The following is a 13,699-nucleotide window of genomic DNA, read 5'->3' as shown; positions in this document are numbered from 1 at the left end:
CGGTCGCCGCCGGAACGCGGGCCGAATTCGGCGCACGGAACAGCAAAGTCTAATGGGGTGGCCTTCGAATCCTCTGTCGATGCCCACGGTAACCTACCTCAACTACGAAGTTCTCGACGACAACGGCTGGGACCTCGACGACGACGACCTCTTCGAGCAGGCCGCCGACGCCGGTCTCGACGCCGAAGACTACGGTGAGATGGAAGTCAACCAGGGCGAGTACATCCTCGAAGCCGCAGAGGCGCAGGGCTACGACTGGCCCTTCAGCTGCCGTGCCGGTGCCTGTGCGAACTGCGCGTCCATCCTCAAGGAAGGCGAAATCGAGATGGACATGCAGCAGATTCTCTCCGACGAGGAAGTCAACGACAAGAACGTCCGTCTCACCTGCATCGGTTCGCCGGTCGAGGACGAGGTCAAGATCGTCTACAACGCGAAGCACCTCGACTACCTGCAGAACCGCGTCATCTAAGGCGCTCACCCGCACATTTCTTTCGACGCGCCGACCCGTGACCGGCGGGTCCGCCATTTGTCCGCGCAGTGAGCCGCGAGGCCGACAGCGATTTGTCCCGCGGCGCGGTCGCTCCACCCGTGTCGAGGCTCGTGACCGCCGTCCGCGCGTTTCGCCCCGACCGCTCGCTCCCCAGCGAAGCGTCCGAACTCGGTCGAATCGGGCTGTTTCTCGCCTGTCTCGCAGTCGCGAGCGCGGCCAGCTACTGGGTGTCGCTCAGACTTCTCGGCGTCCCGGTAGTCGGCGCGCTCGCGTCGCCGAACGTCGCCGGCCTCGCGGTCCCGACGCTCGTCTACGCGCGCTATCGCGGTGTCCCGCCGTCGTTCGGTCTCCCCGAGCGCTCCCGCATCACCGACGCGCTGGCGGCGGCTCTCGCGCCGGGACTCGCCGTCGTCGCCGCGAGCGCACTCCTCGCGGTCGGCTTTGACGCCTCGCTCGCCGCGCTCCTCGGGTGGACGTACCACCCGGAGGCGTCGGTCGCAACGGCGGCAGTTCAGGCCGCCGAAGACGTGGTTCTCTCCGGCCTCGGCTTCGGGCTCCTCGTCGCGGTGGTGTTCGACCTCGCCTCGTCGCGGGTCGGGCTCGCGCCCGCTCGGGCGGTCGTCGCTGCGGCCGCGCTCGCGACGTTCTTTCAGTCGGTGCTTCGGGACGCCGCCTTCACGCTGGTCGTCTTCCCGAAACCGTGGCGCGTCACCGTCCTCGGCCTGCTGCTCGTCGCGACCGTCTGCGGCTGTGTCGCGGTCGGCGTGACGTACCGAAGCGCGGCCGAGCGCTCGCTTCGGCCCGTCTCGCGGCCGACGCTCGCCCCCGTGTTCGCCTTCGGACTGCTCGGTCTCGCTGTCTTCGGAACCGTCTTCGTCGACGTCCCCGGCGGCGTCGTGCACGTCCTGTGGGCGCTCGCGTTCGGACTCGCCGCCGTCGGCTACCAGCGCTCACGGTCGGTGTGGGTCCCCGCGGCCGCGCTGGCGCTGTTTTCGCTTTCGGTTCGGCTCGTCGGCTTCGTCGAACTCGCGGCGTTCTGACCCGCCGCCGGGGTCGGTTTCAGGATTGATACCCGTCCCGAACACCTAACTCCCCTGCCCCCCGTCTCCGGGTATGTTCGGTATCGGCACGCTCCCCGACCTCCTGCGGTTGGTGGTACTCCCCGTCCTCGCGTGGACCGCGGTACGCGACGTTCGCACGCGGCGCGTCCCCAACGTCGTCTGGTATCCGCTGGCCGCGTTGGGTATCGTCCTGCTCGCGTGGGAACTGCTCGGCCACGTTCCGCCCGAGACCGTCTTCGACCGGCTCTACCTGATTCGCGTCGGCGTGAGCATCTGCCTCGTCGTCCCGCTTTCGTATCTGTTCTGGCGGCTCGGCGGCTTCGGCGGCGCGGACGCGAAGGCGCTCATGGTGTTCGCTATCCTGCTCCCGACGTTCCCCAGCTACACCCTCGCCGGGACGGAGTTCCCGCTGGCCACCACCCGCCTCGGCGTCTTCTCGATGACGGTTCTCACGAACACGGTCATCGTCGGCCTCGCCTACCCGCTGTTTCTCGCCGCCCGGAACCTCGCGGACGGCGAGTTCGAGTTCCCCATCTCGTTCGTCGGCCGCCGCGTCTCCGTGTCGTCACTCTCGACGGCCCACGGCCGCCTGTTCGAGTCGCCCGAGGGCGTCACGCGGAACGGCCTCGACCTCGACGCGCTCCGGATGTACCTCCGCTGGCGCGGCCTGACGCTCGCGGACCTGCGTTCGAACCCGGAGGACCTCCGTGACCCCGACAGCATCGGCGAGACGTTCGACCCGACCGACGGCGCGGTCCACCGCGCGGCCACCGACGGCGGCGCGTCGGCCGATTTCGATGGCGACGGCGAGACCGTCGACGCCGCCGACGGAGACGCCCCCGGAGACGACGGCCGCGAAGCCGACTCTGGCGGGTCGTTCGACGACCCGTGGGGCGCGGAGCGGTTCCTCGACAGCATCGAAGGCAGCGCCTACGGCACGTCGCCGGAGAAACTCCGCGGCGGACTGGACCTCGTGACGACCCGCGAGTCGGTGTGGATTTCGCCGGGCATCCCGTTTCTCGTCCCCATGTTCGTCGGCCTCGTCGTCGCGTTCGTCTACGGCGACATCCTCTTCGGCGTCCTCGGCGCGCTCGGTATCGTCTGAGTCGCCGCGGAGTCGGCGTCGGGGCGCGTCTTCCGCGCGGCGACGCACAAGAGATAACCCCGACGACCGCGTGGCCCGAATCATGACCGTCGATGTCGACTTCGGCGAGGACGGCCTCGTCCCCGCCGTGGCGCAGGACGCCGACTCCGGAGAGGTGCTCATGCTGGCGTACGTCTCGCCGGAGGCGCTCGACCGAACCGTCGAAACGGGCCGGGCGCACTACTACTCGCGGAGCCGCGACGAACTCTGGGAGAAGGGGGCGTCGAGCGGCCACACACAGGCGATTCGGGAGGTCCGCGTCGACTGCGACGCCGACACCCTGCTGTATCTCGTCGACCAGACCGGCGGCGCGTGTCACACCGGCCACCGGTCGTGTTTCTACCGCACCGTCGAGGGCGAGCACGTCGGCGAGCGCGTCTTCGACCCCGACGCGGTCTACGACGACGAGTGACCGATGCGAGCCGACCGATGACGACACCGACTGGCGCGGCGACCACGGCGACCCCCGTGGCGACCGACCGATGATTGCGACCGCAGGCCGATGGTGAACGTCAGTCCGATTTCGCTGGTCGCCATCGTCGTGGGGCTGACCTGTTTCGCCCTCGGCGGCCGACTGCTCAAGAGCGCCGCGGCCGCCCGTCGGGTCGCCCGCTCCGACGACCCGGAGTTCGTCCTCGACCCGACCCGCGAGGACCCGCCGGACGACGACCTCGACGGCGACGACCTCGAACGCGGCTTCATGCTGCTGGTGTTCGGCGCGCTGGCGCTCCTGTTCGCGGCGATTAGCCTGTGAGCGGCGCGCGAAAAGAGGTTCTTTCTGCCCGGTACTATCGAGTTACAGCGTCGCAACCGCGCGTCGGAGCGCGTCGGCGGCGTCCTCGGCGAGTTCGGTCGCGCGCTCCTCGGAGCGGCCTTCGGCGTAGACGCGGACTTTCGGCTCGGTCCCGGAGGGGCGGACGAGCACCCACGCGTCGCCGTAGTCGAGGCGGTAGCCGTCGGTCGTGTTCGGCGTCGCGTCGGCCGATTCGGCGTAGTCGGCGGCGGCGTTGAGCATCGCCGTCAACTCGGCTTCCTCGTCGTATTCGAGGTTGATGCGGACGTTGTAGTAGTCCTCGTAGGGCGCGACGAGTTCGCTCGCGGGGCGTTCGGCGACGAGTTCGAGGAACTTCGCCGCGATGTACGCGCCGTCGCGGACGAGGCGGTAGTTGGGGTAGAACACCCCTCCGTTGCCCTCGCCCGCGATGGGGACGTTCCGCCCCTCGCGCCAGAGTTCGCGGATGCGCGTGATGAGGTTCGTCGAGCCGATGGGCGTGAGTTCGAGGTCCGCGTCGACCTCCTCGCAGACGTCGACGAGGCGCTGGGAGACGTTCACGGCGGAGACGGTCGCATCGCCCGGTTCGAGGTCGGCGGCCGCGAGGGCGGCCAGCGACGCCTCGCCGGAGATGCACTCGCCGCGCTCGTTCACGAAGACGGCTCGGTCGGCGTCGCCGTCGTGGGCGATTCCAACGTCGGCGTCGGTCGCGCGGACGAGTCGTTCGAGGTCGCGGAGGTTCTCGGGGACCGGCTCGGACTGGCGACCGGGGAAGTGGCCGTCGGGCTGGGCGTTGACCGTGCGGACCTCGCAGCCGAGTTCGCGGAGGAAGTCGGGCGTGACGAGCGACCCGGCCCCGTGGCCGGGGTCGAGCGCGACCGTGAGGTTCGCGGCGGCGATTTTCTCGCGGTCGACGTTGGCGAGGAGGTCCTCGCGGTAGTCGTCGTTCGCGGTCTCGACCGACCGGACGCGTCCGACGGCGTCCCACCCGGCCACGTCGAACTCCTCGGCGAGGATGTGGTCTTCGATGCGCTCTAGCTCCTCGACGGCGAGTTCGACGCCGTCGTCGCCGACGAGTTTGACGCCGTTGAACTCCGGGGGGTTGTGCGAGGCCGTGATGACGACGCCCGGAACGGCCTGATTCTCGCAGTAGCGGACCGCCGCGGGGGTGGGGACGACGCCGAGGTCGTCCACGTCGACGCCGACGCTCGCCAGTCCGGACTCGGCGGCGTTGACGAACATCTCGCCCGTGGTTCGGGTGTCCCGTGCGACGGCGACCCGGCCGGTGTTCCAGACCGTGCCGGCGGCCTTGGCGACGCGGAGGACGAACTCCGGGGTGAGGCTCTCACCCACCACGCCGCGGGTGCCGCTGGAACCGAAGAGTTTCATTGAGTGTGTGTGAACCCCGGCGCGACAAAGCCGTTCCGAACTGTTGGTTCGCTTGTTACGTTCGTCGCCGCGTCCCGGTCACCGACTCCCGGTCGCCGTATCCGCACCAACTCCGAGTCGCCGTATCCGGTGCGTTTACGCACGCCGCTCGCCCACGGTGACGTATGTTCCCGGAGTTCGAAGTCGTCCCCGCGGTCGACATGCAAGACGGCGAAGTCGTCCAGCTCGTGCAGGGCGAACGCGGCACCGAAAAGAGCTACGGCGACCCGGTCGAAGCCGCTCGACGCTGGGTCGACGCCGGCGCGGAGACGCTCCACCTCGTCGACCTCGACGGCGCGTTCGAGGGCGAGCGGAAGAACGCCCCGGCGGTGGACGCCGTCCTCGACGCGGTCGACGTGCCGCTCCAACTCGGCGGCGGCATCCGCACCGCCGACGACGCCCGCGACCTCTTGGACCGCGGCGTCGACCGCGTCATCCTCGGCACGGCGGCCGTCGAGAACCCCGATATCGTCGCTGAACTCGCCGCCGACTACCCTGACGGCGTGATGGTCAGCCTCGACGCGAAAGACGGCGAAGTCGTCGTCTCCGGCTGGACCGAGGGCACCGGCCTCGACCCCGCCGAGGCGGCCGCCCGCTACGAAGAACTCGGCGCGGCGGCCATCCTCTTTACCGACGTGGACGTGGAGGGGCAACTCGAAGGCGTCCACCTCGAGACGACCTCGGCGGTCGTCGACGCGGTCGACATCCCGGTCGTCGCCTCCGGCGGCGTCGCCTCCCTCGACGACGTGCGTGCGCTCCGCGAGGCGGGCGCGGCGGCGACCGTCGTCGGCACCGCGCTCTACGAGGGTCGATTCACGCTCGAAGAAGCGATGGAGGCGTAGTCGCGTCGTCGGCACGCCGAGACGTGGCCGAGGCGTGGCCGGGACGCCGCGCGCCGCTACGCGTCGAGATACGCGGCGACGGCCGCGGCGAGGCTCTCGACGGTCCCGTAGACGCCGACGGCGACGAACAGTGCGCCGATAATCGCCGTCTCGGGGCGTGAGGTCGCCAGAAACGGCCCGGCGAGGACGAGCATACTGACCGTCACTACGTCGCGTTTCGGGCTGGCGGTCGCTCCGCGCCGCATCAATCGTTCGCCCCCGGACGACTCGATTCTAGTCGCATCGGTCGGTTATCGCCCACTCAGGACGCCCCCGCCAAGTACGACCGCGCTGACCGCGAGCGTCACCAGCGCGACGCCGAACGCGACGGCGACCCCGGACCGCGCGGTGAGCAGAAGTCCCCCGACGCAGATGGTGTACCCCACCACCAGCGCTCCCTTTCGCTGCATACTCCACCGTACGCGTCCGAACGCATGAACGTCAGTCAGACGCGCGTCTGACGCGTCGGTGGCGTGCCCCGCCCGCTCGACGACGAGAATCCCTATATGCGCGGCACGCCTCGAACGCGACATGAGCGACGCCGACCGACGCGCGGCCGTCTCCCGCGAGACGGCCGAGACGACCATCGACGTGACGCTGGCCATCGACGGCGACGGCGACGCGGTCGTCGACACCGGTATCGGATTTTTCGACCACATGCTGGAGGCCTTCGCCAAACACGGCCTGTTCGACCTGACGGTCCAGTGCGACGGCGACCTCCACATCGACGACCACCACACCGTCGAGGATGTGGCCATCGTCCTCGGCGAGGCGTTCACCGAAGCGCTCGGTGACAAGCGCGGCATCGTCCGCTACGCCGACCGCAAGGTCCCGCTCGACGAGGCCGTCGCCTCCGTCGTCGTCGACGTGTCGGGCCGCCCCTTCTTCGAGTTCTCGGGCGACTTTTCCCAACCGTACGTCGGCGAGTTCACCAGCCACATGGCCGAACACTTCGCCATGTCGCTGGCGATGAACGCCGGCCTCACGCTCCACGCGGGCGTCGAGGGCGACAACGCCCACCACGAGGTCGAGGCGCTGTTCAAGGCGCTCGCGCGCTCGCTCGACGACGCGACCCGCGTGGACCCGCGGCGCTCCGACACGCCGAGTACGAAAGGAAAACTGTAATCGCCGCCTGCTCTCTGAGTCCGCGCGTTCGACCGCTCAGGGCCGCCGGAGCGTCCCCGAGTCGTCGACGAGCAGTCCGCGTTCGATTGCGTAGTCGAAGATGTCGGCCACCTCGTCGTCGTCGAGGTCGTACGCGCCGGACGCCAGCGCCTCGACCTCCGCCCGCTCGACGGGGAACTCGCGGTTCTGGAGGATGCGGATGACCTTTCGGAACTTCGGCGGCTCCTCGCTCCGGTCGGACTCGCCGTCGGGTCGGGGCTTCTCGTCGGCCGCCGACGCGGAGGGCTCGTTCTCGGCTTCGGTTTCGGTCTTGGCCTCGGCTTCGTGGTCGTCCACGTCGTCGTTGTCGTTCGCGTCGTCTCCCGGAGAACCAGCGTCGTCGCCCTCGTCGGGCGAGTCGTGGTCCGTCGGCTCCGGCGGCGTCGGCGCGGGGTCGACCGCGTTCACGTCGACCGAGGCGGCCGCGCCGCCCGACCCGCTCGCGGTTCGCTCGGGTGCCGCGGACGCGCCCGTCTCGGCCCGCGCGTCGTCGGCCACGTCCACGTCGGCGTCGACGCCGAGCCGGGAGAGAAGCGGCGCGATGACCTCGCTGAGGGTCTCCTCGCAGTGCTCGCAGAGGACGACGCGCCGCTGGTCGTCGGCCGGCGTCAACGCCGGCGGCAGTACCTCGAACACGCCGACGGCGTCGGTCCCACAGAAATCGCAGGTGCGTAGTTCGCGCATGGACGACCGGTCTCCGCGCCGACGGTTAAACCCATTCCCCGGACGCGGCGTCGGCGGCCTGCCGGCGGGGTCGCCGCCGAATCCCTCGGCCGCGGCGTCGCCGGTGACGGACCACTTAATGCATCCGCCCGCAAATCCCCCGACCAACGAATGTTCGACGAGATTATGGAGAAGTTCGAAGGCAGCCCGAGCCAGCAGGCTGTCATTCGGCTCCTCTTGGAACGGGGCTTTTCCGTCAACGACCAGGGCCGGGTCGTCTCGGGCGGCATCGAGATACCGAACACCGGCATCGCCCGCGAGGCCGACGTCGACCGGCGGGTCGTCGACTCGACGACCGACGCCATCCTCGACGACGAGGAGCTTCGACGAATCTTCCAGAACATCTCGTCGATTCCGAGCCTGATGGACCTCGCGCCGGTGCTCGACCTCTCCGTGCTCACCGTCGAGGTGGCCGACGCCGACGAACCCGGCATCGTCGCCACCGTCACCTCGAAACTCGCTGACGCGGACATTTCGATTCGCCAGACGATAAGCGAGGACCCCGAGTTCACCGACGACCCGAAGCTCTACATCATCACCGACGAGCCGGTTCCCGGCGACCTGCTCAACGACCTGTCGAACCTCGGCTTCGTCCGCCGAATCACTATCGCCTGAGCCCGCCCGTCGGCACCGCGAATATTCTGTCAACACGGCAATAAGATTCTTGTAACCTCCAACGGTAGTTTTTCGCATGGTGTCCATGCGCAGTTGCATGTGCTGTGGTGAGCCGATTTCCGAGACACGCCACCTCTGCGGCGTCTGCATCCAAAACGGGTGTACGTCGTACGCGGACGCCTGCGGCCAGTAGCGCGTCGATTCCGGTTCGAACCCCGTCGCCGTCGCTTCCTGTTGGTCGCGTCGCTTGCCCTCCTCGCCGCCCGCGTCGGTGCGCCGACGACACGGTGCGAACGCTTTTCCACGCCGCGACGCCAACTCGGTGGCATGACCGACGCCTATCGAACCGTCGCCGGCCGGGCCGACGCCCGCTTCGAGGTCAACGGCTCGGAGTTCATCGGCTACGTCTCCCCCGCGGAGACGGTCGAGGAGGCGGAGGCGTTCGTCACCGAAATCGAGGAGCGCCACCCCGACGCGACCCACAACGTCCCCGCTTACCGGGTTCCCGCGGGGTCGTCCTCGTCGTCGGTCCCCGGCGAAGGGAGCGTCATGCTCCGCGAGTACCAGAGCGACGACGGCGAGCCGAGCGGTTCGTCGGGAAAACCGGCGCTCAACGTCCTCGTCCAGCAGGACGTGCGCAACGTCGCCGCCGTCGTGACGCGCTACTACGGCGGCACCAACCTCGGCGTCGGCGGCCTCGCCCGCGCGTACTCCCGGGCCGTGAAAGAAGCGCTCGACGCGGCGGGCGTCGTCGAGGAGATTCCCCACGAGCGGTTCACCGTAATCGTCGAGTACGACGACTCGGGGAGCGTTCGCGGGCTGTTAGAAAGCGCGGGCGTCGAGTTCGAGGCCGCCTACGAAGCCGACGTGTCCTTCGAGGTTCGCGTCCCCGTCGAGGACGGCCCGGAGCTCCGCGACCGCATCCGGAGCGCGACCAGCGGCCGCGCGAGCATCGAGTAGCGCGGCCGTCGGTCCGATTCGACGACCCTCACCGCGTCGGCGCTCCCTCCGTTTTGTTTTCGCCCCCGACTCGCGAGCCCGCGGGACTTCGACCCGAAACGAAGGGGTTCGCGGACTCGGGTGTCGACCCCGCCGCACCCCTTGTAACAGTCTCTCACAGTAGTCTACGGGGGTGCGGTTCGGGACGTTCGACTCGAACGAAAACCCGCCGAGGGGAATCGTTTCTCGACCCGAAAAGAGGGGGTCTGCGAGGTCGTGGGAGACACGGCCCCGACCCGACGCCGTCAGTCGACGATTATCTCGGAATCCGTCGAGTCGTCCGACGACCGTTTGGGCGACATCTGTTCTTCGTACTGGGTGATCCAGTCCGCGAAACAGGTCGGACAGAGCCGCTGGTCATCCACGGTCGAGCCGTCGACCTGCAACTGGACCGCACGAGCGAGGGCGTCTTCGACCGCTCGTCCACAGCCGTCGCACGGGTCGCTCATCGTCGGCACCCTCCGGCGGTGCGAGGTTCGTCCATGCGTCGGAGGTGCGCGGGCGGTAACTTAGTCGTTACCCGAATCCGGGCCGGCGGTCGTCGCGACCGCCCGCGAGCCGTGACGCGACGAGGCGGGGCGAGGCGGGACGAGGCGGGACGAGACGAGACCGAGTTACGTCGTGCGGAACGCGCGGTCGCCGGCGTCGCCCAGTCCGGGGACGATGTAGCCGTCGTCGTCGAGGTAGTCGTCGATGGCGACCGTCAGCAGGTCGACCTCGGGGAACTCGTTGTCGACGCGGAGCAGGCCGTCGGGCGCGGAGACCGCCGAGAGGACGAACAGCTTTTCGGGGTCGACGCCGGCGTTTTCGAGGATGTGGTCGAGGACCGAGCACATCGTCGAGCCGGTGGCGAGCATCGGGTCCGCCACGATGACGGTGTCTTTCTCCGTGATTTCGGGGAGCTTCACGTAGTCGATGGTGATGGGGAAGCCGCCGTCGTCGTCCATCCCCGCCTCCTCGTCGCGGCCGGCGGAGATGACGCCCTGCTTCGCCCGCGGGAACGCCTTGAGCAGCCCTTCCACGAACGGCGTCGCGGCGCGGAGCACGTTGATGATGACGACGTTGTCGAGCCCTTTCACGCGCTCGCCGGTGGTCTCCGCGAGCGGGGTCTGGATGGTGACGTACTCGGTCTCCATCGCGCCGTCGATTATCTCGTAGCCACAGATGCGGCCGAGTTTGACGAGGCCTTTCCGGAAGGCGACCTGCGTCGTCTCCACGTCCCGGAGGCGCGAGAGCGTGTCCTTCGCCAGCGCGTGCGTGATGAGGTACGCGTCGTCTCGGTCTTCGATGGGCATCTTACTGAGAAGGCGGTTTCCCGAAGGACATAAATGCGGCTATCGGCCGCCAGCGGTCGCCTGCGGGTAGTTCACGCGGAGAATGGGTCGGTGACCCATCCCGCGGTTTCAGTTCGTCACGAGGTACGTGACCGCCGTGAGCACGAGCGCCGCCGACGCGACGTTGACGACCGAGAAGGCCGCGAGGTCGATGTACGACAGGCCGTAGACGACCACCGCCGCGAACACAGTCGAGAGGACGAGATTCATCACGAACAGCACCCGCGGGTCGCCCTCGCTCCACTCTATCTCCTCGCCGCGCTTCTCGTCGTCGCCGCCGGCGCGCTCCGACTCGCTGCTCATCGGCGGCCCTCCGGGACCACGCCCGCGGCCGGGACCGAGTCGCGCTCTCGGATCGGCTCCGCGAGCGCGACTTCCTCGCCGGGGTCGGTCGGGAAGTCGCCGGCGTCCGCGGACGCGCCGGGGTCGAGCAGGTGGGTGTCGAGCGCGGCCGCGAGTGCGTCTTCGTCCATGTCGCGGCCGATAAACACCAGTTCGGTCCGCCGGTCGCCGTGGTCGTCGTGCCAGTCGAAGTCGGGGTGGTTGCGGCGGTAGGTGTCCTGTTCGAACTCGGGTCGGGAGGCGACCCACGGGCCGGCGGCGGTGACGTACGCCGACGGGCCGGCCTGACTGTAAGTGTAGTGAACGTCCTCGGCTCCGGCGACCCACAGCGACCCCTTCGCGCGAACGACCGAGTCGGGGAGGTCGCCCAGCACCGCGGCCGCGCCGTCGGGGGCCAGCGGCGCGCGGCGGCGGTAGACGAACGACGTGACGCCGTAGGTCGCCTCGGCGTGCGCGGTCTCGCCGTGGTGGGTACGGTCGTGGTCGCCGTGGTGGGTATGGTCGTGGTCGCCGTGGTGGGTATGGTCGTGGCCGTGGTCATCGCGGTCTGCGTCCGCGCGTTCGTCGCGGCCGCGGTCGCCCTCGTTGTCGTCGCTTCCGCCCGTCTCGCCCTCCAGCGCCGCCCGCCAGCCGACGGGCGCGTCGGGGTCGTGGAGGTCCGACAGGAGCAGGTCCACGTCCACGTCGCCGCGGGTCGTCTCCACCACGGCCGCGCCCGGCCGGAGCGCTTCGACCGCGTCGCGGACCGCCGCGAGTTCCGCGTCGGAGACGAGGTCGCGTTTGTTGAGGACGACGAGGTCGGCGCTTTCGACCTGCTCGACGAGGAGGTCCGAGAGGGGGCGCACCGACCCGTCTCCCTCCACGGCGACGGTCCGGTCCGGGTCGCCGCCGCCGAAGGTGTCCGCGAACAGTCGCGAGTCGACAACCGTCGCGAGGCCGGCCACGTCGTAGCGGGCGGCTGCCCGCGAGGTGACGAACAGCCGGGCGACCGGCCCGGGCTCCGAGACGCCCGACGCCTCCACGACGAGGTGGTCGAACGACCGCTCGCGCGCGAGGCGGACGACCGCGGTTTCGAGGTCGTCTTGTAGCTCACAGCAGATGCAGCCGTTCGACAGTTCGGTCACGCCGCCGCCGACCGCGAGGTCGGACTCCTCGGCAACGAGTTCGGCGTCGACGTTCACGGAGCCCATGTCGTTGACGAGCACGGCGATGTCGCGGTCGCCGGCGTTCGTCAACAGGTGGTTGAGAAGCGTCGTCTTGCCCGCCCCGAGACTCCCGCCCAGCACCGTCACCGGAATCGTCTCCCCCGCGTTCATGAGCGGGCCTACCGGGGCCGCACATATGAAATCGCAGGTAACCAGCGCGGACGTTCGTGAACGATACCCTTTTGTCCGACAGCGGGCGAGTGTGTAAACTGATGACGCTCGCCGCGCGCATCGAATCCTTCCGCGAACTCGTCGAAGAGTGGCTCCGCGGCCTCTACCACGGGATGATTTCGCACCCCGCCTACGAGAAGATAGAACAGCAGGCCGAGGACGACGAGGACGCGTTCATGCTCGCGTGCTTCCCCGACGCGTTCGGCATCCCCTCACCCATCTCCTATTACACCGCCGAACTGCTCCCCTATCTCGAAGACGAGTTCGAGGCGTGGGAGCGGCGGATGTGGGACCGCGGGTCGCTCCTCGAACGCAAGGGCCACCAGTACCACTTCTAACATGCGCAAATTCGTCTTCTTCGGCGGCAAGGGCGGCGTGGGCAAGACGACGATGTCGAGCGCCTACGCGGTCAAGTGCGCCCGCGACGGCGTCCGGACGCTCCTCGTGTCGACCGACCCGGCCCACAGCACGAGCGACGTGTTCGACCAGTCGTTCACCGACGAGCCGGCGGCCGTCGCCGACGAACCGAACCTCGACGCGATGGAAATCGACCCCGAGACCGAGGTCCGCGAACATCTCATGGAGACGAAGCGGGCGATGGGCGACCAGGTCAGCCCGGCGATGGTCAACGAAATCGACCGGCAGATAGAGATGGCCCATCAGACGCCCGGCGCGTACGAGTCGGCGCTGTTCGACCGCTTTATCGACGTGATGCGCTCGGCGGACGACTACGACCGGGTCGTCTTCGACACCTCACCGACCGGCGGGACGCTCCGACTGCTCTCCCTGCCGGAGTACCTCGACGGCTGGATTCAGCGGCTCCTCCACAAGCGCAAGGAGTCGGTCAAACTGTTCGAACGCGCCGCCATCGGCAACAACGAGCCCCGGCGCATGATGGACGGCGACCCCATCATCGCCCGCCTCGAACAGCGCCGCGACGACTTCTCGTTCGCCAAGACGACGCTCCAGGACGACGCCGCCTTCTTCCTCGTCGTGAACCCCGACGAGCTATCGCTCCGCGAGACTGAGCGCGCCATCGACCAACTCGACTCTTACGGCCTCGACGTGCGCGGCCTCGCGGTCAACCGCCTCACGCCCGAACCCGACCCCGACGAGTCGGGCCGGGGGGCGACGTTCTTGCGCGAACGAGTCAAGACAGAGCGCGAGCGACTCGACGATCTCCGCGAGAATTTTTCACCGCCGCTCGTCGCCGCCGTCGAGACGCGGGTCGCAGAGGTCAAGGGTGACTTCCTCGGCGAGGTCGCGGCCGAACTCGACGTAGACACCGCACCGGACACTCAGTAAGCTGTCACAACGAGCCGCGCGGCGGAAGTTTTCGACGCACATCTCCGAACGAACCTGTCGTTCGA

19 protein-coding genes are annotated in these 13,699 nt (G+C 68.8%); 11 read left to right on the top strand and 8 right to left on the bottom strand.

Features of this window, described 5'->3' with window-relative positions:
• Positions 1-79: 79 nt before the first annotated feature.
• The 5 genes from fer (at position 80) to ACSR87_RS07595 (ending at position 3,449) form a co-directional block, all read left to right on the top strand.
• A complete protein-coding gene (fer, locus tag ACSR87_RS07615) occupies positions 80-469 on the top strand; it encodes a ferredoxin Fer (protein ID WP_004974109.1) in 390 nt (129 codons plus the stop codon).
• A gap of 119 nt (positions 470-588) precedes the next feature.
• Positions 589-1,530, top strand: coding sequence for a hypothetical protein (locus ACSR87_RS07610; protein ID WP_498530060.1), 942 nt, complete (start codon positions 589-591; stop codon positions 1,528-1,530).
• 73 nt (positions 1,531-1,603) lie between these two features.
• Entirely contained in the window at positions 1,604-2,656 is a 1,053-nt protein-coding gene (locus ACSR87_RS07605) for an A24 family peptidase (RefSeq protein ID WP_498530059.1), read from the top strand.
• 82 nt (positions 2,657-2,738) lie between these two features.
• Complete coding sequence (hisI, locus tag ACSR87_RS07600) at positions 2,739-3,107, top strand: phosphoribosyl-AMP cyclohydrolase (protein ID WP_498530058.1); 369 nt, start codon at positions 2,739-2,741, stop codon at positions 3,105-3,107.
• Between the two features lie 90 nt (positions 3,108-3,197).
• Positions 3,198-3,449 (top strand): hypothetical protein, encoded by a 252-nt coding sequence (locus tag ACSR87_RS07595; protein ID WP_498530057.1) that lies wholly within the window; start codon positions 3,198-3,200, stop codon positions 3,447-3,449.
• Between the two features lie 42 nt (positions 3,450-3,491).
• On the opposite strand, the gene glmM is transcribed toward ACSR87_RS07595, so the two are convergent.
• Positions 3,492-4,856, bottom strand: a complete 1,365-nt coding sequence (gene glmM, locus ACSR87_RS07590; RefSeq protein ID WP_498530056.1) for a phosphoglucosamine mutase — start codon at positions 4,854-4,856, stop codon at positions 3,492-3,494.
• Positions 4,857-5,020: 164 nt separating this feature from the next.
• Here glmM and hisA point away from each other — a divergent pair, with 164 nt between their 5' ends.
• Positions 5,021-5,737 (top strand): 1-(5-phosphoribosyl)-5-[(5-phosphoribosylamino)methylideneamino]imidazole-4-carboxamide isomerase, encoded by a 717-nt coding sequence (gene hisA / locus ACSR87_RS07585; protein WP_004065951.1) that lies wholly within the window; start codon positions 5,021-5,023, stop codon positions 5,735-5,737.
• 56 nt (positions 5,738-5,793) lie between these two features.
• Here the strand turns inward: hisA and ACSR87_RS07580 are convergent, their stop codons facing one another.
• Positions 5,794-5,982: a hypothetical protein gene (locus tag ACSR87_RS07580; protein WP_498530055.1), complete on the bottom strand. Its 189-nt coding sequence runs from the start codon at positions 5,980-5,982 to the stop codon at positions 5,794-5,796.
• 45 nt (positions 5,983-6,027) lie between these two features.
• A complete protein-coding gene (locus ACSR87_RS07575; RefSeq protein ID WP_498530054.1) occupies positions 6,028-6,186 on the bottom strand; it encodes a hypothetical protein in 159 nt (52 codons plus the stop codon).
• Between the two features lie 121 nt (positions 6,187-6,307).
• On the opposite strand from ACSR87_RS07575, the gene hisB reads away from it, so the two are divergent.
• Positions 6,308-6,901: an imidazoleglycerol-phosphate dehydratase HisB gene (gene hisB, locus ACSR87_RS07570; protein WP_004044873.1), complete on the top strand. Its 594-nt coding sequence runs from the start codon at positions 6,308-6,310 to the stop codon at positions 6,899-6,901.
• 36 nt (positions 6,902-6,937) lie between these two features.
• On the opposite strand, the gene ACSR87_RS07565 is transcribed toward hisB, so the two are convergent.
• Positions 6,938-7,624 (bottom strand): DUF8528 domain-containing protein, encoded by a 687-nt coding sequence (locus ACSR87_RS07565; protein ID WP_498530053.1) that lies wholly within the window; start codon positions 7,622-7,624, stop codon positions 6,938-6,940.
• 150 nt (positions 7,625-7,774) lie between these two features.
• Between ACSR87_RS07565 and trpY the strand changes: the two genes are divergently transcribed.
• Positions 7,775-8,278: a TrpY family transcription regulator gene (gene trpY, locus ACSR87_RS07560; protein ID WP_008576448.1), complete on the top strand. Its 504-nt coding sequence runs from the start codon at positions 7,775-7,777 to the stop codon at positions 8,276-8,278.
• Between the two features lie 327 nt (positions 8,279-8,605).
• Positions 8,606-9,238 (top strand): IMPACT family protein, encoded by a 633-nt coding sequence (locus ACSR87_RS07555; RefSeq protein WP_498530052.1) that lies wholly within the window; start codon positions 8,606-8,608, stop codon positions 9,236-9,238.
• A gap of 284 nt (positions 9,239-9,522) precedes the next feature.
• Here ACSR87_RS07555 and ACSR87_RS07550 read toward each other — a convergent pair whose 3' ends face one another.
• The 4 genes from ACSR87_RS07550 to ACSR87_RS07535 form a co-directional block, all read right to left on the bottom strand.
• On the bottom strand, positions 9,523-9,726 hold the full coding sequence (locus tag ACSR87_RS07550) for a DUF7569 family protein (protein ID WP_004044866.1): 204 nt from the start codon (positions 9,724-9,726) through the stop codon (positions 9,523-9,525).
• Positions 9,727-9,891: 165 nt separating this feature from the next.
• Positions 9,892-10,572, bottom strand: a complete 681-nt coding sequence (upp, locus tag ACSR87_RS07545) for a uracil phosphoribosyltransferase (RefSeq protein WP_004044864.1) — start codon at positions 10,570-10,572, stop codon at positions 9,892-9,894.
• Between the two features lie 108 nt (positions 10,573-10,680).
• Positions 10,681-10,914, bottom strand: a complete 234-nt coding sequence (locus ACSR87_RS07540; RefSeq protein WP_498530051.1) for a DUF8107 family protein — start codon at positions 10,912-10,914, stop codon at positions 10,681-10,683.
• A complete protein-coding gene (locus tag ACSR87_RS07535) occupies positions 10,911-12,269 on the bottom strand; it encodes a CobW family GTP-binding protein (RefSeq protein ID WP_498530050.1) in 1,359 nt (452 codons plus the stop codon). The genes ACSR87_RS07540 and ACSR87_RS07535 overlap by 4 nt, the downstream gene beginning before the upstream one ends.
• 101 nt (positions 12,270-12,370) lie before the next feature.
• Here ACSR87_RS07535 and ACSR87_RS07530 point away from each other — a divergent pair, with 101 nt between their 5' ends.
• The gene (locus ACSR87_RS07530) at positions 12,371-12,667 is read left to right on the top strand and encodes a DUF7990 family protein (RefSeq protein WP_004044859.1); all 297 of its coding nucleotides are present in this window, start codon (positions 12,371-12,373) and stop codon (positions 12,665-12,667) included.
• Between the two features lies 1 nt (position 12,668).
• Positions 12,669-13,634: an ArsA family ATPase gene (locus tag ACSR87_RS07525; protein ID WP_498530049.1), complete on the top strand. Its 966-nt coding sequence runs from the start codon at positions 12,669-12,671 to the stop codon at positions 13,632-13,634.
• The last annotated feature ends 65 nt before the right edge of the window (positions 13,635-13,699 follow it).

Source organism: Haloferax sp. SDI50 (genome assembly GCF_059802635.1).
This window is presented reverse-complemented; position numbering and strand designations above follow the sequence as displayed.